Source organism: Variovorax sp. GW821-FHT10B04 (assembly GCF_059415645.1).
The window spans coordinates 82,777-102,498 of sequence record NZ_JBWKNQ010000016.1 but is presented as its reverse complement, the minus strand read 5'-3'; the positions used below and the strand labels follow the sequence as shown (position 1 = coordinate 102,498).

Sequence of the window (19,722 nt, the reverse complement as noted above, 5' to 3'; positions counted from 1 at the left end):
TCGGCTGCATGGACTTCGAACTTTCCGAAGAACAGCGCGCCTTTGCCGATACGGCGCGCGAGTTCGCCGCCAGCGAATTCGCGCCGAACGCCGCGCGCTGGGACGCCGAGGCCTTCTTCCCGAAGGACGCGATCGCCAAGGCCGGCGAGCTCGGCTTCTGCGGGCTCTATGCGCCCGAGCGCATCGGCGGCCTCGCGCTGCCGCGGCTCGACGCCACGCTGGTGTTCGAGGAGATGGCCGCGGTCGATCCGTCGACCACGGCCTTCATCACGATCCACAACATGGCGACCTGGATGCTCGGCACCTGGGGCACCGAGGCCGTCTGCAAGACCTGGGGCGACGAGCTGACGAGCGGACGCAAGCTCGCGTCGTACTGCCTGACCGAACCCGGCGCCGGGTCCGATGCGGGCTCGCTCAAGACGCGCGCCGAGCTGCAGGGCGGCGAGTACGTCATCAACGGCGGCAAGGCCTTCATCAGCGGCGCGGGTTCGACCGACGTGCTGGTGCTGATGGCGCGCACTGGCGGTGGCGGCGCGGGCGGCATCTCGGCCTTCGCGGTGCCGGCCGATGCGCCCGGCGTCAGCTATGGCAAGAAGGAGCACAAGATGGGCTGGAACAGCCAGCCCACCCGCACCATCGCCTTCGACAACGTGCGCGTGCCGGCCGACCATCTGCTGGGCGGCGAAGGCGAGGGCTTCCGCATCGCGATGAAGGGGCTGGACGGCGGGCGCATCAACATCGCGACCTGCTCGGTCGGCGCAGCGCAGGGCGCGCTGAATGCGGCGCGCGGCTACCTGCACGACCGCCAGCAGTTCGGCAAGCCGCTCGCGAGCTTCCAAGCGCTGCAGTTCAAGCTGGCCGACATGGCGACCGAGCTGGTCGCCGCGCGCCAGATGGTGCGCATGGCCGCCAGCAAGCTCGATGCCGGCCATGCCGACGCCAGCACCTACTGCGCGATGGCCAAGCGCTTCGCGACCGATGCGGGCTTCAACGTGTGCAACGACGCGCTCCAGTTGCACGGCGGCTACGGCTACCTCGCGGAGTTCCCGCTGGAGCGGCTGGTGCGCGACACGCGCGTGCACCAGATCCTCGAAGGCACCAACGAAATCATGCGGGTCATCATCGCCCGCAAGCTGCTCGAAGGCGATGCTGACATCCGGTAAGAATCGGGTCTGCCCTCGTCTTTCACTCTCAAAGAATCACAGATGACCGAACCCGTCGTTCTCTTCAAGGAAATCCCCACCGCCAACGGCCAGCGCTTCGGCGTCGCCACGCTGAACGCGCCGGCGTCGCTCAATGCGCTGTCGGTCGACATGGTCCGGCTGCTGACGCCGCAACTGCGCGCTTGGGCCGCCGACACAGGCGTCGTCGGCGTGCTGATGGACGCGGCCGGCGAGAAGGCCTTCTGCGCCGGCGGCGACCTGCGCCAGCTCTACCAGACGCTGCTCGACTGCGGCGCCGAGCGCAACACCTATGCGGAAGATTTCTTCCGCGAGGAATACGAGCTCGACCACCTGATCCACACCTTTCCGAAGCCCTTCCTGTGCTGGGGCCACGGCATCGTGATGGGCGGCGGCGTCGGCCTGCTGGCAGGCTGCTCGCATCGCGTGGTCACCGAAGGCAGCCGCGTCGCGATGCCCGAGGTCAACATCGGCCTGTATCCCGACGTCGGCGGCAGCTGGTTCCTGCGCCGTGCGCCCGGCCGCACCGGCCTGTTCCTCGCGTTCACGGCCGCGCAGATCAACGCCAGCGACGCCATCTTCGCGGGCCTGGCCGACGTGCAGGTGCCGCATGCGGCGAAGGCGGCGGTCGTCGAGGCGATCGGCACCGCGCCCTGGAAGGGCGAGGCCGATGCCGACCGCGCGCTGCTGTCGAAGCTGCTGGCGCACGCCGCCGAAGGCGCGGTCAAGCCGGCCTCGAAGTTGCGCGAGCACTTCGACCTGATCAACGACCTGCTGGCGGGCGACGATCTGCTCGACATCGCGCAGCGCCTGCGCTCGCTGCAGAGCGAAGACCCGTGGCTGCAGACGGCCGTGAAGACCTTCGCCAAGGGCGCGCCGAGTTCGGTCGCGTTGTCGTGGGCGCTCTGGCAGCGCGTGCCGCGCATGTCGCTGGCCGAGGTGTTCCGTCTCGAATACTGGGCGTCGCTGGGCTTCTGCGCACACAAGGACTTTGCGGAAGGCATCCGCGCGGTGCTGGTCGACAAGGACCGCAACCCGAAGTGGCTGCCGGCCACGCTGGAAGAGATCACGCCCGCGTTCGTCGAAGACCACTTGCGCGCGCGCAGCGACATGCCGGGCGAGCTCGCGTCGCTGGTCTGACGCCGCGGCGGCACCGCACCTTCATCCCATAACCACTCGGAGACAAGACACATGAAGATCGCATTCATCGGCCTCGGCAACATGGGCGGCCCGATGGCCCTGAACCTGTTGAAGGCCGGCCATACGCTCAGCGCCTTCGACCTGTCGAAGGCCGCCTGCGACAAGTTCGCGGCCGACGGCCTGCCGATCGCCGCGTCCGCCGCCGCCACCCTGGCCGACGCCGAGGTGGTGGTCAGCATGCTGCCGGCGAGCGCGCATGTCGAGGGCCTCTACCTGGGCAGCAACGGACAGCCCGGCATCCTCGAGAACATCGCGCCCGGCACGCTGGTGATCGACAGCAGCACGATCGCCGCCGCCACGTCGCGCAAGGTCGCGGAAGCAGCGGCCAGGCGCGGCGTCGCGATGATCGACGCGCCGGTGTCGGGCGGCACCGGCGGCGCCATCGCGGGCACGCTGACCTTCATGGTCGGCGGCAGCGCAGCCGACCTGGAGCGCGCGCGGCCGGTGCTCGAGAAGATGGGCACGAACATCTTCCACGCCGGTGAAGCGGGCGCAGGCCAGACCGCCAAGATCTGCAACAACATGCTGCTCGGCGTGCTGATGATCGGCACGTCCGAGGCGATCGCGCTGGGCGTGGCGAATGGGCTGGACCCGAAGGTGCTCTCGGAGATCATGCGGCGCAGCTCCGGCGGCAACTGGGCGCTCGAGAAGTACAACCCTCTGCCGGGCGTGATGGAAACCTCGCCGGCCTCGAAGAACTATGCGGGCGGTTTCGGCACCGACCTGATGCTGAAGGACCTGGGCCTCGCGCAGGAAAACGCCGCCGCGGTGCGCGCGTCGACGCCGCTCGGTGGCCTGGCGCGCAACCTGTATGCCGCGCACAGCCTGGCCGGGCACGGCGCGCTGGATTTCTCCAGCGTCATCAAGCTGGTGCAGGCGCTGAAGGGCTGATCGGGGGCGCGAGCGCCTTGCGCATCCGCGCATTGGCCAGCGCCACGCCGCGCCGCACCGGCTGCTGGCGTTGCACCACCTCGAAGCCGTGGCGCGCGAAGAAGGGTTCGGCCGTGAGGCTCACATCCGACGTCAGCACCGCGATGCTGAGATGCGCTGCTTCTTCGTGGATGCGTGCCATCAGCAGCCGCCCGATGCCCTGGCGCGGATGTGCGCCTGATACGAAAAACTGGTCGATGTAGCCGCTCGGCTGCAGGTCCGCGTAGCCCACGATTTCGTCGCCGAGCAGCGCGACGAAAGGCTGGATGCCTCGCATGCGTGCGGTCCACTGGGTCGTGTCCATGTCGGGTGGTGCCCAGGCATCGATCTGCTGCTGGGTGTAGTCGCGCGATGCCACCTGGTGGATGGCGCTGAAGAAAACGCGGAAGAGGGCGGGCTCGTCGCCCGGCTGAAAGCGTCGGATCAGAGGCGATGGGTCATGCATGGCCGGCCAGGATACCGCCCGCCATCGCCGGACGCTTGCGATGGCGCGATCCGTCTCAGTGCGCCGGGCCGACGGGTTGTCCGTTGACGCTCACGGCATCGATCACCCCGGCCGGCGCCGTCCACCAGTGGTCGCGCTGGGCCGTCGGCACGCACCGCACGCCGATCTGCAGACGGAGCCGTTTCAGGCCGTCCGGGCGGGTAGGTGCGAAGTCGCCGTTGTCCAGTACGACGCCGTTGGGCTCCCCGTGCTAGGCGTGATTGAAGCGCACCGTGGTGCCGCGGATGCCGTTGTTGGCACGCAGCGGTCGGTTTCGCGGCCGTCGGACGTTGCAGAGCCGCTTGAAGCGGTACACGGTGTGGTCCGACTCGCCCTTGGGTGAGGGAGGCGCTTCCGTATCCTCGATGGTCAGTGCCTGGCCTTGGCGGAGGCCGGCGAAGCGTTCGATCCCTGTCGGGTCTTGCGGATCGGTGACGAACTGCGTCCGGACGCCGTCGGTCGCGATCATCGCGCCTTCTATAGCGCCCTTGGGGTTTAGGTCAGATGCAGGAAAGGGCCTTCGACGGACCGGACGTTAATGGCGGGGTCGGGGTGGGGCATGAATAGTTCCCAGCGAAGGGAAGTGACCAAGCTGACTGTTGCTGCTTAGCCTTTCTTGCCGGACACCAAATTACCCTGATCGTTGTCTTGCGGGCATGGCTTCTTCGAAGTCTTGATAACTGTTGGTGTCGGTCAGGCGCGGTATTCGGCAACGCGAGGCAGTCTTAAGCCTTGGCTCGACTGTAAATTCCCTGTCTCAATGCCAGCGTTATGGGGGCCGAGGCATTGGGGCCACGGTTGGTGAGGTCGCCTACCCCCCAGTTGCATCCTCGCGCCTCGTTTGCCAATCAGCGACTCATCAGGATCGAAAGTCTCGTCGTTCTTCCTGCCCCATATTCGGGGTTGCTTAGTGTGTGAGCGATCGTTTCGAGGACCGTTAAAGCAGTTAAATAATTGCTCGGATCATTTTTCTCCGTCGTCATGTACCCCTTCCAGATTATCAATGCATCAGAGGCTTTTAAATTAAAAATACCGCCCCATAAGGAGTCGGTTAATGCGTCCCAGTTTAAAGTGACGCCAATCAATGGCGGGTCCAGCGGCAATCGAGTGCGAATTGCATTGTAAAATTCATTCCCATTGGTGATCTGCTCCTCAATTAAAAAAACCGGTGTAGCCGGGTTGTTGATTTCGATGAGATTAATTTCATCGTTGCCCATTAAGTTAATTCCTGTTTTAAAGATGATGACTCCTATCGAAGCGAGCTTATCCTCCAGGCTGGTGCCGCTGATGGCATTGCGGACGAGCGCACTGCCCGCACCGTCCATCAGCTGTCTCTGCAGTTGTTCGACGAACGGCGAGATGGCGTTGGCATAGGCCCGATCGCCAGCGTCGGGCAGCCACACTCAGACGCTGCAGGATGCGGGCAACGGCCATGGATTACGTTTGATAGTCCTCAAATTCCCAAGCCGCAAATCTTGATATTTTTCTTGCGGCCTTGCTCCAACTGCTCTCCTCGCAAGCTTCAATCATTTTGTGAATTTCTGATTTCATTCTGGCAACGTCATAGCTCGAAAGAAATAGAACATGTCGTCCCCAAAAAGCAGATTTCCAGTCATGATTATTTTTGAGCCATTCCATTGAGCAGACCAATAATCGAAAACCGTCTGCGGCATCCGAGTCGCTTGGACCTATCTTCATTTCGACCCACAATCCAAAATAGCCCGGGTCGCCTGGAAGGTAGTTCTCCAAAGTGAAATCCGGGCTGTCCGTCCATAATCCTTTAAGAACTGCATTCATCTATTTATGTTCAAATGACCGTTGCTGGTCAGAACTCCTGTGGTCGTTTGTTTGACAAAATTTGCTTGCACGCCCGTGATCGCCTGAGGAAATGATTTTGCCTGCGGCGGGCGATAAATTCTTGTGCCATCCGCGCTAATTAGACATCCTGGGCAGGCATTTTGATTTGCTGTGAGGCGTGCTCCGTCACCCACCCAGATTTTCCCCAATTGTTCTGCTTCTGTTTCGGTTGCGCTACCTATAGCGAAGTTTGGATTGCTTTTCCCACTTCCGTTAATAGCGGCAGCGAGCCTTGGGTCCAGCTTCGCAATATTGGCCAGGTTCTCTACATCCAGTTGTGTTCTTAGACTAGGTAGCGTCGCCGGACTCGCCGCCCCTTCCGAAGTAACGGGCGCAGCAATGGTGCTCTCCGCCTTTATTGCCGCATATATCGCCCTCGCTTCATTGACATAAGCCCCAAGTGCCGCTCCCAACACATAGCCAGTGAGTTGCGGCACCGCGAACTCCTTGAAGCTATCGAGCAGGCTCTGTGCCGCCAAGCTCGGATCATTGCCCAACGCAATGTCCTGATTGCGCTCGGCCACGACAGCCGCGTTTCCGATGGCACTCAGCCGTGCATCGGTCATGGGAGCCGCGCCAGACGCGTACGAGTTCAGCGCTGCATTCAGTCCACGACGTGCCGTGTCGCAGGCGTCACCCGGCGCCTTGCACGCGTCGCGCAAGGCCAGATCGCGCGCGATGTCCGTGATCTCCAGGGTGTCGAGCGTGGTCTGCTCCGACGCCGTGAGTGTCAAGCCTTGGCGCTGCTTGTCCTTGAGACGCTCGCGCGCGGCAGCCTCGTCATGGCTCAGGTAGTTATTCGCTGCCGCATTGCCACCCGCACCCGCAGCCAGATTGACTTGCGCCGCATCGCCACCGGCCAGCGCTGCGGCAACCCCCGCCATCAGCGAGGCCACGGCCACCGTGTCATCGCGCCGGCCGATCGACTCCGCCGTCATCTCCCCGATCGCGGCACCGATGGCACCGGCCGCGCACCCGCCCGAATTGCCCGCATTCGCAGCCCCGACCGCGCAGCCTGCGATGGCATGCGCCACCTTGTTGATGAACGCATCGAGTGCTGCGTCACCGATCGCGTCGGCGGTCTGCGCGGCCAGCGTGTTCAGGAACGCGAGCTTCAGGCTGTCGGTCAGGTTGTCCGCCAGGCTGCCCCCGTTGATGGCGGTCTTGATCAGCGCCGTCGCCGCGCCGGCCTTCACGTTCTGCGTGAGTTGGTCGATGAACTGCTGCTGTCCCGAGTTCGCGGTGGCCTGCCCGGTCGAATTGAGGCCCATGCCGGCCAGCGCACCTGCAGTGGCCATCGCGGTCGCGATGCTCCGAATGCTCTGGCTGCTGCCCAACTCATCGAACACCTTGCCCAGGTTGCCGCCGTTGTCATGGAACGCGATCGCTGCCCGCCCGGCCGGGGTGGCGCTGCCGCTTCTGAACACCGTCGCACCTGCAAGGGGGGCGTTGTTCGCCACCATCGTGAGCGGTCCATAGGCAGCGTCGTTACGCTACGTAGAGCCCGGCCACGTGGTCGAGCACAGTGCGCGGCCGCTCGATGCTTGCTGAGGCCTGACCAGCTGGCGGAGCTCAACTCAGCTTTCCGTCGCTCTTCGTTGTTTCTTGATCCTTCTCCACGCGAAGAAGGCCATAAGAAGACCAGTCGCAATTCCGCAGAGCATAAGAACAGCGTTGATGCGCCAAGCCATGCTGGGTATTTGCAAAGGTGCGCCCCGTGGAGTGCGAATTAATGACGAAATGGCGATTAGAAGAAAAATAGGGACACCTATTTGAACCACCGCAGAAGCTGAATACATATACGCCAATTTTGCAAACCTGTTGGTTACGTCGTGCGTTGCGTTCCAAGGCTCATCCTTTCCCAGCCAGTAGTCTTTGGCGAGTTCTGGGTCAAGGCCCATGCCCATAAAGCTGGCGGCCAAGTGAGCCAATGCGGGCGCTCTTTTTCTGTTTCGCATGATTATTTGGTGCCGATGTCGTCGGGCGCCTGAAAGGGGCTTGTCCACCATGAATTCCCAGACCTGGTGATCCCTGTCTGATTCATCCAGTTGAATGTGCCGTAGCCGGTTATTCCGCCGACGATTTGTGTTGCGGCGGTATCAATGCTGATAGGGATCATCGTATGAGGAACGCCTGCCCCGTAATTCAATAGCCGCCTAGTAATTCCGCCGCCGACATATCCGGATGCGAATGCAGTTGCAAGCCCTGCCGGCGTCACGTTGTTAATGTTTGAAACGTAATACACACCATCCGAAACAAGGCCGCTCGCAACTGCTCCACCCAATACTTGCGCTGATGTCAAGGTCTGAGCTGGTGCAATTCCCGTCTGCCATCGAACAAACGACGCACCCAAGCCGATGACCTGACTACCCGTTTCCAAAATAAGTCCCTCAACCGTACTTTGCGCCAATTGCCCCGCAGTCGAATTCGAATAAGGTGAGCTCACAGCGCCCGCAGCAGCGAACCGCACCCCATTGATCGTGATGCCCCCAGCGCCATCCACATACACCGAATTCCCATTCGCCCGAGCCGTCGCAATTGCGGCCACGCAATTCGGCGCTGCTGTGCTTCCCCCACAGGCGGTGCGCAGTTCCGTATCCCTACCCGCCGAAAGCGCAGCGAGGTCGTTGCGAACCGTGCAGGCCGACCGATCTCCCGTGCCACACGCCTTCACCGCGTTGTCATAGCGTTCCTGCTCCGACAGCGTCATCAATGCAGGCCGCTTCTGGCTCAACCAGTTGTTCTCCGCTGCGTTGGCGCCCGCATTGGCGGCGGTGTAGACGTCTTTTGCATCGCCTCCCGCCAGCGCAGTGGCGACACCCGCGAGCAACTGCGCCACAGCCAGCGTCTCCGTGCTTCTGGACACGTCGCCCGTCGGGTTGACGAATTGCGCGGTCAGATGGCCGACGACTGCGCCCACGGCGCCGGCTGCACAGCCATCGCCGCTGCCAGCCTTCACAGAGCCGGCAACACAGCCGACCATCGCGTGCGCCAGTTCTGCTGCAAAGCCGTTGAGCGTCTGGTTGCCTTGCGGGCCGTTCTGGCCGATCCAGTCAGCCCCCTGCGCAGCGACCGTGTTCACCAAGGCAGTCGTCAGTCCGAAGCGGAGTTCTTCCTCCAGGCTCGTCCCGTTGATGGCACTGCGTATGAGCGCACTGCCGGCGCCATCGATCAATTGCCGCTGGAGTTGGTCGATGAGCGGTGAACTGGCATTCGCATAAGCCAGGTTCGCCGGCAGCAGGTCGGCGACGCTCAGGCCCTGCAGCATGCCGGCCGTCGCCATTGCGGTCGCGATGTTCCGAATGCTCTGGCTGCTGCCCAGCTCATCGAACACCTTGCCCAGGTCGCCGCCGTTGTCATGGAACGAGATCGCCGCCTGCCCGGCGATGGTGGCGATGCCCGCCTGCAGCGCACCGGCCAATATGGTGGTTCCCGCCGCCGACAGGCCCATCGCACCGGCCAGCCCCGTCCCCGCTGTCGCGGCGGCGGTCGAGGTCGCTGCCGTGCCTGCAGTGCCGGCTGCCGCAGTCCCCGCACCGGCCGTCGCGACACCGATTGCCAGCATCACGATGGCCGAGCTCACCGGGCCGAGGCCGTTCTGGTGCTCGCTCCACTGCTGATGGGCTTCGCTGACCCGCTGCCAGCTTGTGGCATTGGCGAGCTTCGGGTCCGACAGGAGCTGATTCACCCATGTCATTCCCGGCTGCTGCGCCAGGGTTGCCAGATCGGTACCCGATGCCACCTGCACCACCGTGCCGCCATCGGCCTTGATCGACGCGCTCCCGACATTGAAGCGCGTGTACTGCGTCGTCTCGTCCACATGCCCCACGTTGGCCGAGCCGACGAAGGTCGCGTCGCTGTCGCTCTTGCTCAGGCTGGAGGTGCTGGTCGTGCTTTGCGTGCCCAGGATGAGCTTGCCGCCGGCGTACAGATCCAAGGCATCGGCATTCACGTCCACCGCCGACAGCGTCATGTCGCCGCCGCTGTGGATGCGCACCGTCTGCCCGCCGAGCGTCGTGCGCTCCAGCGTGGTGTCGCTGTGCGACGTGTCCAGGCTGAAGCGCGCCATGCCGCTGCGCACATGACTCCTGCAAACCTGAAGGCCAAATTTGACGTGATGCATCTACGGCACCAGTCTTGCGTACGTGCAAGCACTGCACGCCAACTAACACTTGTCACCAGCGGCCTTTGCACTTGCCAGCCATCCAAATTACAAAGGTCGTGATTACGGTCGTGCCAAGGACGAAACATGCGAGCAGAGAAAGTTCTGAGGCGCTCACAGGAAAATGAAGGACTCCGTGAATTGCCCAACGAATGAGTGGTGCAGCAAGAAGAATACATAAACCTATGGTTATTGCGCACCCAATAAAACACAGTCCAAAAATGACTGCAAATATCCTTAACTGATATCGAACATGCAATTTCACTGACCACCCCGCGTCGGCAATATAGAGCTCGCAGCAGGACTTTGTCCGTTAACGGCTGCATTGCTAACCTCTTGCGCAGCGCCGCTGCCAATAGTGCCAAAGACGCTAGGTATTGGGCTTGGCGTCATCCACTTTGTTATGGTCAGCCCCATGTCCTGCCAAAGAGGTCGATACCAAGGATTTATTATTCCATTTGCACCGCTTTGAATGACTGCCCCGACTGGATACCCAATCGCAGTCCCAACGGCTGCCCCTGCAATGCCTCCAGCCGCGGCCAAAGGGCTAGCGTTATTGAAAGCCGAAGTCACCACCGCACCTCCCGTATTGATAAATAAAGATGGCCAGAGCGTGGCCCCGTAGGTCACGACGCCAGTGAGGGTTGCCATGCCCACGTCGATTGGATTGACCTGGCTGACGTTCCCGTGATTGGCGTATACCTGTCCACCTGCATTCGCGACAGCGCCAATCGTTCCGCCCACTGCCGCCCCCTCCACCGTGATCGCCACGCCCGCCGCGCCCATCAACGGAAACACCACCAATGCCGCAGCCTTGATAGCTTGTTGGGTACAGGAAGCCGGGTTGGCATTGCAGGCATTGAGCACAGCGATCGATTGGGTGACTTGCGCCCGATAGACTGGATCGTTTGCCAGGCGCTCACCGCCATACTGGCCCAGGTCGCTGCCCAGCGCTCCACCTATCGGAAGTTGCCCGCTGCCCACCAGATCCAGCATGGTCTGCGTGCCGGGAGCGACTTGTGCCACCAAGGCTGCGCAGTTGTTCGTGGGCTTGCAGTTAGCCAACGCAATATTCTGCTGATTGCTCAGGCTTTGGTAGGCGTTACGAATGGACTGCTCTTCGTTGGACGAACAACCCGCAGGTTTGGCCTTGCAGCCGGCAATGTCGTCGGCAAATTTCGACCATTGATCGTGGCTCAGGTAGTTATTCGCTGCCGCATTCCCACCCGCACTCGCAGCCAGATTGACTTGCGCCGCATCCCCACCGGCCAGCGCTGCGGCAACCCCCGCCATCAGCGAGGCCACGGCCACCGTGTCGTCGCGCCGGCCGATCGACTCCGCCGTCATCTCCCCGATCACGGCACCGATGGCACCGGCCGCGCACCCGCCCGAATTGCCCGCATTCGCAGCCCCGACCGCGCAGCCCGCGATGGCATGCGCCACCTTGTTGATGAACGTATCGAGCTTCAGATCGCTGATCTCGTGGCGGTCCGCGCCGCAATGCCAGCATCACTGTCCGGCGCATGTCGTGATTTGCTTAGCGACAACAGCTGATTTCCGACGGCGCTCAGACGCGAATCAGCATGTCCGCAGCGAAGAAGCTAGGAGTGGAGCGCTTTATCGTATCTTCCGGTTGCCAATGCGAGCGATGTGACTTTTAATAGTTTGGCGTTTAATCATTTTTCGCCGTCAATCTGGAATCTAGTAATTAAGTTATTGCACGCAGGCTCCGCGAAAGATCGCGCCCAATTTTCAGTTGCAACCAACTCTACGTTTAATTTTTCCAAAGCCGTCCCTGATAGGAATTCGCGCCTCCCCAGACGAGGAAGATGATCTGTTTCGGAGTAAATGAGAAAAAATGCATCAAAATCTTCATCGCGCAATGGGATTCCCGATATTTCAATCCGAAGATCCATGACCAGCAAGGATCCCTCAAAAAAAGAAAGTTCGCCGCTGATCATTTTTTTGGCTAATCTCACCAAATCGATTCGCGCCTGAAAATCCGATTTTCTTTTTTTTTCGATATAGGTCATTTGATACCTCTTATCACGATTGTTTTGGGCTCTACTATTTTTCCAATAATGGAATTCTGATAGGCATGAATTTCCGTCATCGTTCCGTCTGCGGCGATATAGCTTCCACTGCTAACTTTGCTCCAATCGGAGGCGCTCCCGCCATATGCAGAGGCCAATCGTGGGGAGTCACGCAATGGTATCGTCGAACCATTTCCAGCAATCGGCATACCCTTGCCGGCAAGGACTGTGTTCAATTGTTCTTCGCTGGACAATGTTTTTGTTAACTTCACCCCGCTAGCTATATTAGCCGCGCCTTCCGAAGTCACGGGCGCAGCAATGGTGCTCTCCGCCTTTATTGCCGCATATATCGCCCTCGCTTCATTGACATAAGCCCCAAGTGCCGCTCCCAACACATAGCCAGTGAGTTGCGGCACCGCGAACTCCTTGAAGCTATCGAGCAGGCTCTGTGCCGCCAAGCTCGAATCATTGCCCAACGCGATGTCCTGATTACGCTCGGCGACAACAGCCGCGTTTCCGACTGCGCTCAGCCGTGCATCGGTCATGGGAGCCGCGCCAGACGCGTACGAGTTCAGCGCTGCATTCAGTCCACGACGTGCCGTGTCGCAGGCGTTACCCGGCGCTTTGCACGCGTCGCGCAAGGCCAGATCGCGCGCGATGTCCGTGATCTCCAGGGTGTCGAGCGTGGTCTGCTCAGCCTCTGTGAGCGGCAGGTTTTGACGCTGCTTGTCCTTGAGACGCTCGCGCGCGGCAGCCTCGTCATGGCTCAGGTAGTTATTCGCTGCCGCATTCCCACCCGCACTCGCAGCCAGATTGACTTGCGCCGCATCGCCACCGGCCAGCGCTGCGGCAACCCCCGCCATCAGCGAGGCCACGGCCACCGTGTCGTCGCGCCGGCCGATCGACTCCGCCGTCATTTCCCCGATCACGGCGCCGATGGCACCGGCCGCGCACCCGCCCGAATTGCCTGCATTCGCAGCCCCGACCGCGCAGCCCGCGATGGCATGCGCCACCTTGTTGAGGAACGCATCGAGCGCCGCGTCGCCGATCGCTTCGGCCGTCTGCGCGGCCAGCGTATTCAGGAACGCGAGCTTCAGGCTGTCGCTCAGGTTGTCCGCCAGGCTGCCGCCGTTGATGGCGGTCTTGATCAGCGCCGTTGCGGCGCCGGCCTTCACGTTCTGGGTCAGTTGGTCGATGAACTGCTGCTGCCCCGAGTTCGCGGTGGCCTGGCCGGTCGGATTGAGGCCCATCCCGGCCAGTGCACCTGCAGTGGCCATCGCGGTCGCGATGTTCCGAATGCTCTGGCTGCTGCCGAGTTCATCGAACACCTTGCCCAGGTCGCCGCCGTTGTCGTGGAACGAGATCGCCGCCTGCCCGGCAATGGTGGCGATGCCCGCCTGCAGTGCGCCGGCCAGCATGGTGGTTCCCGCCGCCGACAGGCCCATCGCACCGGCCAGACCCGTGCCCGCTGTCACGGCTGCGGTCGAGGTCGCTGCCGTGCCCGCAGTGCCCGCTGCCGCAGTCCCCGCACCGGCCGTCGCGACGCCGACTGCCAGCATCACGATGGCCGAGCTCACAGGTCCGAGGCCGTTCTGATGCTCGCTCCATTGCTGGTGGGCTTCGCTGACCCGCTGCCAGGTCGTGGCGTTGGCGATCTTCGGATCCAACAGGAGCTGGTTCACCCAAGCCATCCCCGGCTGCTGCGCGAGGGCGGCCAGATCGGCACCCGACGCCACCTGCACCGTGACACCGCCCGCGGCCTTGATAGACGCGCTCCCCACGTTGAAACGCGTGTACTGCGCCGTCTCGTCCACATGCCCGACGTTGGCCGAGCCGACGAAGGTCGCGTCGCTGTCGCTCTTCACTAGGCTCGAAGCACTGCTCGTGGCCTGCGTGCCCAGGATGAGCTTGCCGCCGGCTTTGATCTCCAGGCTGTCCGCATTCACATCCACCGCCGACAGTGTCATGTCGCCGCCGCTGTGGATGCGCACCGTCTGTCCGCCAAGCGTCGTGCGCTCCAGCGTGGTGTCGCTGTGCGACGTGTCCAGGCTGAAGCGCGCCATGCCGCTGCGCTGGGAGTGCTCGGTCTGGCTGGCGTCCTGGTTCTCGCCCGCGTCCAGGAGGACTTGTCCCTTGGCGTCGATGTCGAGTGCACGGCCCGCATTCACGGTGGCCGCCGTGCCCGTGACATCGCCGAGCGCGCGGATCGTCACGTCGGTACCGCCCGTGACGGTGCTGCCGTTCTGCTGCGTGTGCAGATCGGCGCGTGCACTGCGACTCGTCCAGCGGATGTCGTCCGAGCTGCGGTGGTCGCGCTGGCGAGGTTCACGTTGCCGCCGGCGGCCAGGGTGGCGCTGCCGCTGCTGGACACGGTGGCGCCCGCGAGCGTGATGTCATTGCCGGCCACGACCGTGAGCGTGCCGCCGGGATCGCCACCACCGCTTCCACCAGTCACATACAACCCCGCCACCCGGTCGATCACCGTCGCACTGCGCTGCACACGCCCCACGCCACTGGTGCCATCCGGATCGGCCAGCGTCCCCGAATCGCTGCGCCCACTGCGCGTGGTCGTCACGATGTTCACGTCATGCCCGGCCACCGCGCTCAGGCTGCGCTGCGCATCGATGACACCGCCGATCACATTCAGATCGTTGCGCGCAAACACGCTCACGTCCTGCCCGGTGATGCGTCCGGCCAGGTCGTTGACGTTCTGCGCGGTGATCGAGACGACCTTGCGTCCAGCGACGGTGCCCGCGTCGTTGTTCAGGTCGCCATCGAGGTTCAGGCTCACGCTGCCGCCCGAGAGCAACGCACCGCTGCCATCGATGTCGCCCGTCCTCACCCTCACGTACACCTGCGGCACCAGCACCTCCTGCGTGCTGCCGTCGGCCAGCGTGACGCGCTGGCGCACCAGCCAGACTATGTCGCTCGTGAGTTGCGCCATCTGCGCCGCACTGAGCGCGATGCCCGGCGTCAGACCGTACGCCTGCGCGAAGGTGACGCCCGCATTCATCAGCGACAGGTACTGCGCCTCGTCGCTGCCGAAGCCTTCGAGGTAGCGCGAGCCGGTGAGTTGTGCGACCTGCTGGTCGATCAGTCGTTGCTCGTAGAAGCCGTCGCCCAGGCGTTTGAGCGTCGCGTCAGGGTCCAGCCCGAGGTTGGCCAGCAGGTAGTCGCTGCTGAGCCAGCTGCGCTGGTTCGTGAAGCGCGGATCGGTCTCCACCAGGTAATGGCTGGTGCTGGCAGGCAGGGTGCGGAACAGGCTGGCGGTGGGGACGCTGGCGTTCGGGGTGCTGGTGCGGATCACGGTGGCCACGCCGCCGACACCACCAGTCGCGTGCACTTCGACGACAGGGTTCACGTTGCCACCGCCAGTGCCACTGCCACTGCCGTTCGCGAGCCCCTCGATCGATGTGCCAGCACCAACGGCCTGGTACTGCTTCTGCACCCCCATCGCCACCGTCGTGGTCCCCGGCACGCTCAGGTCATAGGGCGCCGTGTCGTACACCCGCTCGGTGCTGCTGAAGGTGTGCGACTTGGTGTAGCTGTGGACCACGCTGCCGGACTGGCTGACGGTCGTGTCGACCTGCGTGCCCGCGTTGACAAGCGTGCCGCCGGTCACCGTGAGCGCACCACCGGCGACGATCTGGCTCGCGTCGTTGGTGCCCTGGCCGACATGGATGGTCATGGCTGCGCCCGAGACGATCCGCCCCGGCGCGGAGCCCGTCATCACCGCCGTGGGCGTGGTGGCCGTGTAGTCGAACGCGTCGTAGATCGCGTACAGGCGCGGCGCGTTCGCCGTGTTGCCCAGGATGGTGCCGATGAACGCCGAGGTGGCGAGGTCCAGCTTCTGGTGGGCCTGCGAATACGCCTGCCACTCGTCGTACTCGGCCTGGGTGACCGGATGGGCGAAGGGCACGAGCATCTCGACGCCGCCGGTCTCCAGTTCCACGATGACGGTGCGGCCGACCTGGCCGACGGTGATGGCCGTGAAGCCTGTGCTTCCGGTGCCGCCGCTGTTGCGCGCGGGGTTCGACGCACCGAGTTCGGCTGCGGGCGGCGTCACGCCGAAGGTGGCCCAGATCGGGTCGGCGATGCCGTACCAGGCGCCGGGTATCGGTACGGTGTTGCAGACCTCGGCATCGCCTCCGCCGCAGACCAGAGTGCTGGTGTCCACGCTGTTGGCCGGGCTGTGGAGGTAGTACGCCCCGAAGCGCGCCACCGGGTACCGGGGCGAGGCCAGCAGCAGCTTGTAGTCGCCGTTGTCGCCTGGCACGTAGGGGCTGGTGGCGGAGACGGCTGTCCAGCTGTGCCAGCCGTCGGTCGCGTTGCCCACCGAGAAGAAGGCGTTGGCCGCATCGACGACCTCGCCGCTGGTGGGCACGGTGTACTGGACCACGTGCTCGGTGGTGACCGGACCTGGCGCCCAGGTCACGCCGCCGTTGAGGTTGGCGAGCGTGGCCGCGTCGATGGCGACGCTGCCCATGGCCTGGATGGTGGCGGCCTTGTTGGTGAGCACGCCGATCTGTCCGGTGGCATGGCGCTCCGCGTCGAGGCTGCCGCCGATGGCCAGGTCACCGAGGCTGAAGATCAGCGCGCCGTCCTGGTTGAGGAGGCTGGCCGCGCCGATGTCCAGGCGCTCACGGGCGGCGATGGTGGCTGCGTGGCTCACGCCGCCGCTGGAGCCATCGCTCGCAAGCGTCTCGGCCAGGTTGTTCACCGTCTGCGCGGCGATCGACAGATGGTCGCCATAGATGCGCCCCGTGCCGATGTTGGTTACCGTGGCCGCGTTGATCCGGGTATCGCGCCCGTCGATCAGGCCGCGGTTGGTGAGCTTGCCGGTCGCGTTGACGATGGTCGTGCCGCCCGTCATCTCGCCGGTGGCGGTGTTGTCGATGGCCGAGGCATTGACCGTCAGCACGCCTGCTGCATTGCCCGTACCTCCGGTATCGGAAGCTCCGGCCAGCAGCTTGCCGCGATTGGTCAGCGTCCCGGTGGTGGTGTAGCTGAGGTTGCCATTGGCGCTGAGTTCGCCGTCGTTGACGGCACTCTGGCTGAGCGCGATCGACAGGTCCTGCCCGGATGTGATGACCCCCGCGCCGGTGAGCGCGGCTGCGGCAACGCTCGTGTTGCCCTTGGCCGCGAGGGTGCCGCCCACGTTGCTCGCCGCGCCGGAGATGGTCACGTCGAGGTGGCCCACTGCGGTGATGGAACCGGCATCGTTGGAGAGCGTGCCGGCGTGGACCGTGGTGTCGCCATTGCTCGCGATGGTGCCGCCGTTGTTGTTCAATGCTCCGGTGACTGAGATGTCGCTGGCGGCCGTACCGGCCTGCAGGATCTGGCCTTGGTTCGTGTTGCTGAGGTTGGATGCATGCAGGTCCAACCGGCCAGCGCTCAACGTGCCGGCATCGTTGACCAGCGACTGGTCGGCTGATGTGTTCGCCGTCACCTTCAGGGTGCCTGGCGTGATCACCGTGGCCTGGCTCGTCGTCACATCGCCAGTAGTGGCCGAGAGCGCGATGTTCGCGCCGCCGATCTCGCTGCCGGTGAGGTCCGTGCTGGCGCCACGAAACGAGACATCGCCAGCAGCCAGCGCCAGGCCCGCGATCCGCAGGGCACCGGTTGTCGTGACGTCAAGGTTGCCCGCCGGTCCGAGGCTGCCATCGGCGCGGATGCCAGCGCCGAGCACGCCGGTCGAACTGCCGTCGAAGCTGCCAGCGGTGACGGTGATGTGGCGTCCCGCTGTGAAGCTTCCGTCATTGGCGAATGCACCATTGACTGCAATCGTGCTGTCGTTCCCGGAGCGGATCGTTGCGCTGCTGCTGTTCGCAAGGCTGTCGGCCCGAACGGAGAGATCATCGCCGGTGAGCAGCTTGCCCGAGGTGTTGTCCAGCGCGCCGGCGACGGTGGCATGCAGCGCACCGATGGCAGAGACCGTTCCATGGCTGTTGTCGAGGGCGCCGCCGACGGCCAGGTCCGCCGTACCGTCGCTCGCCAGCACGCCGCCCTGGTTGTTCAGATCGCCGCTGGTGGTGATGTCGATCCGATTCGCGTGCAGGGTGCCGCCTGCGTTGTTCAGCGTGCCGACGTTGGCGGAGAACGTGTGGGTCACGTTCAGCGTGCCGCCGGCATTGCTGAAGGTCGGGCCGGTGAGCGCCATGTCGGACACGCTCAGGCTGCCGCCTGTGTTGTTCACATCGGCCGTCTGCAGCGTGATCGGACCGCCCGTGTAGACCTTGCCGCCGTCGTTGAGGATGCTGCCTGCGGCGGTGAGTGAGCCTGGTGCTGCGGCAGTCGTTGCGGAGGTTCCGACGCCAGCTGTCGTGCCGGCCGGAGCGTTCGTCGCGGTGTCCGTTGCGCTTGCTGTGTCGCTCGTTGTGGCTGAGCCCGCGTTACCGCTAGCGCCCGTTGCGCCTGTTCCACCTGCGCCTGATGCAGCCGAAGCAAGCACAGGCTCCGCCCCGATCACGCCACCGCCCGTGTTGCTCAGCCTCGGCGCCCCGATGGTCAGCCCCGCCGCACTGGTCTGGCGAACCGTCCCGCCCCGGTTGTCGATGTCGCCCGCGGCACTCGCCAGTTCGACGCGCTTGCCTTCCAGCGTGCCGCTCGCATCCCCAATGTGATTGGCCAGATCGCCTTGCGTCGCGATCTGAAGGTTGCCCGCGCTGCGCACCGTGCCGCTGTTGGCAAGGCTCTTCGCCTTGATCGAGCCGTCCGAGTTCAGCTGGATCAACCCCGAGTTCTCCAGCCTGCCGTCCGCCGAGAGCGTCAGCTTGCCGACCTCGCCCGTGAGCAGCATCGGGCCCGATGAGGTCTGGATCACGCCTGCATTGCGCGCCCCGACGCCCAGCTCGTTCACGACCAGAAAAATGTGGTTGCTGTACATGCCGCCGAGTTGCGCGATGTCGATCGCGTAGACCGGCGCGCCGTCACTGCCGCCATTGCCGGGGAGGGTGGTGATGCCCGTCATGTCGGTGATGGCGGACAGATCCGCAGAAATCTGATTCGCGCCCGCAACGACCTTCAGGTCCTTCGCATGCAGCGCGCCGCTCAGTTCGAACGCGCGCGACAGGATCGCGAGTGAGTCTGTGGTGCTCGCATCCAGTCCGGAACCCGAGATGCCGACAGCGCCGCCGCGCACCACATAGCTCTCCAGGTTCCCGGATGACCCGAACTGCGGCGTGCCGGTCGTCAGCGTGGCCCGACCCACATTGATGAACCCACCGCCATCGACCGAGATGCCCGACGGGTTGGCGATGACGACTTCGGAGCGTGGACCTGCGACTTCGACGAAGCCGCGCAGGTAGCTGGGGCTGCTGCTGTTGACCTCGTTGAGGATGACGCGCGCCGGGCCGGTGGCCAGCCACGGGTTGCCGGTGACGTAGCCGCCGAGCTGGGTCTGGACGTTCGTGCGGCTGTTGTTGAGGATCGCCCCCTGGGCGCCGACGTCGAACTGGCGGTACGTGTTGCGCGAGACGCCCGCGGCGGAGGGCGTCTGGATGTTGATGAGGGGTACGCCGTTGGGGGCTGCCAGGACGGTGGGGCGCTGTCGGCCCGGTGCATTGGGGTCGGCAACGATCTGTGCTGCTGCAGCGAGGGCTGTCAGCGAAGCAACCAAAGCAAGAATCGAACGCGCCGCGCCGTGTGCCGAAGTCTCCCCGCCGCACGCCTTGCATGCGCTGCGGGCCGTCTCCTGCACCGCCATGCGAAGACCTCGCGCGACGTTGAAGACCACGCGGTACAGATTGCGATTCATGTGGAGACAGGCCCTCGAAGAAAGAGAAGGCCGGGGCGGCCGCAGCGGTCGCCAGGACGGCGGCGCGGGGCGGAATCTGAGGGCTATCGCTTCATCGATGCGTGTGACAGCGCGAACCG

Annotated in this window: 14 protein-coding genes; 3 read left to right on the top strand and 11 right to left on the bottom strand. The window is 63.9% G+C overall.

Features of this window, described 5'->3' with window-relative positions; genetic code table 11:
* Window positions 1-8 precede the first annotated feature (8 nt).
* The 3 genes from AC07PZ_RS28945 to mmsB are packed head-to-tail and all read left to right on the top strand — an operon-like array spanning window position 9 to window position 3,272.
* The gene (locus AC07PZ_RS28945; protein WP_495298625.1) at window positions 9-1,163 is read left to right on the top strand and encodes an acyl-CoA dehydrogenase family protein; all 1,155 of its coding nucleotides are present in this window, start codon (window positions 9-11) and stop codon (window positions 1,161-1,163) included.
* A gap of 42 nt (window positions 1,164-1,205) precedes the next feature.
* Complete coding sequence (locus tag AC07PZ_RS28940; RefSeq protein WP_495298624.1) at window positions 1,206-2,321, top strand: enoyl-CoA hydratase/isomerase family protein; 1,116 nt, start codon at window positions 1,206-1,208, stop codon at window positions 2,319-2,321.
* Window positions 2,322-2,372: 51 nt separating this feature from the next.
* A complete protein-coding gene (mmsB, locus tag AC07PZ_RS28935) occupies window positions 2,373-3,272 on the top strand; it encodes a 3-hydroxyisobutyrate dehydrogenase (RefSeq protein WP_495298623.1) in 900 nt (299 codons plus the stop codon).
* Here mmsB and AC07PZ_RS28930 read toward each other — a convergent pair.
* The 11 genes from AC07PZ_RS28930 to AC07PZ_RS28880 form a co-directional block, all read right to left on the bottom strand.
* Window positions 3,244-3,756, bottom strand: a complete 513-nt coding sequence (locus AC07PZ_RS28930) for a GNAT family N-acetyltransferase (RefSeq protein ID WP_495298622.1) — start codon at window positions 3,754-3,756, stop codon at window positions 3,244-3,246. The genes mmsB and AC07PZ_RS28930 overlap by 29 nt on opposite strands.
* A 250-nt stretch (window positions 3,757-4,006) precedes the next feature.
* Complete coding sequence (locus tag AC07PZ_RS28925; protein WP_495298621.1) at window positions 4,007-4,264, bottom strand: hypothetical protein; 258 nt, start codon at window positions 4,262-4,264, stop codon at window positions 4,007-4,009.
* A gap of 379 nt (window positions 4,265-4,643) precedes the next feature.
* A complete protein-coding gene (locus tag AC07PZ_RS28920) occupies window positions 4,644-5,198 on the bottom strand; it encodes a barstar family protein (protein ID WP_495298620.1) in 555 nt (184 codons plus the stop codon).
* Between the two features lie 34 nt (window positions 5,199-5,232).
* On the bottom strand, window positions 5,233-5,592 hold the full coding sequence (locus AC07PZ_RS28915; protein ID WP_495298619.1) for an immunity 8 family protein: 360 nt from the start codon (window positions 5,590-5,592) through the stop codon (window positions 5,233-5,235).
* The gene (locus AC07PZ_RS28910) at window positions 5,589-7,115 is read right to left on the bottom strand and encodes a DUF637 domain-containing protein (protein WP_495298618.1); all 1,527 of its coding nucleotides are present in this window, start codon (window positions 7,113-7,115) and stop codon (window positions 5,589-5,591) included. The genes AC07PZ_RS28915 and AC07PZ_RS28910 overlap by 4 nt, the downstream gene beginning before the upstream one ends.
* A 114-nt stretch (window positions 7,116-7,229) precedes the next feature.
* Window positions 7,230-7,610, bottom strand: a complete 381-nt coding sequence (locus AC07PZ_RS28905) for a hypothetical protein (protein ID WP_495298617.1) — start codon at window positions 7,608-7,610, stop codon at window positions 7,230-7,232.
* 2 nt (window positions 7,611-7,612) lie between these two features.
* Window positions 7,613-9,775, bottom strand: a complete 2,163-nt coding sequence (locus AC07PZ_RS28900) for a DUF637 domain-containing protein (RefSeq protein ID WP_495298616.1) — start codon at window positions 9,773-9,775, stop codon at window positions 7,613-7,615.
* Between the two features lie 300 nt (window positions 9,776-10,075).
* Entirely contained in the window at window positions 10,076-11,257 is a 1,182-nt protein-coding gene (locus AC07PZ_RS28895) for a VENN motif pre-toxin domain-containing protein (protein ID WP_495298615.1), read from the bottom strand.
* A 233-nt stretch (window positions 11,258-11,490) separates the two neighbouring features.
* Window positions 11,491-11,847: a DUF2489 domain-containing protein gene (locus AC07PZ_RS28890; protein ID WP_495298614.1), complete on the bottom strand. Its 357-nt coding sequence runs from the start codon at window positions 11,845-11,847 to the stop codon at window positions 11,491-11,493.
* Window positions 11,844-14,105, bottom strand: coding sequence for a DUF637 domain-containing protein (locus tag AC07PZ_RS28885; RefSeq protein ID WP_495298686.1), 2,262 nt, complete (start codon window positions 14,103-14,105; stop codon window positions 11,844-11,846). The genes AC07PZ_RS28890 and AC07PZ_RS28885 overlap by 4 nt, the downstream gene beginning before the upstream one ends.
* A complete protein-coding gene (locus AC07PZ_RS28880; protein ID WP_495298613.1) occupies window positions 14,057-19,603 on the bottom strand; it encodes a two-partner secretion domain-containing protein in 5,547 nt (1,848 codons plus the stop codon). The genes AC07PZ_RS28885 and AC07PZ_RS28880 overlap by 49 nt, the downstream gene beginning before the upstream one ends.
* Between the last annotated feature and the right edge of the window lie 119 nt (window positions 19,604-19,722).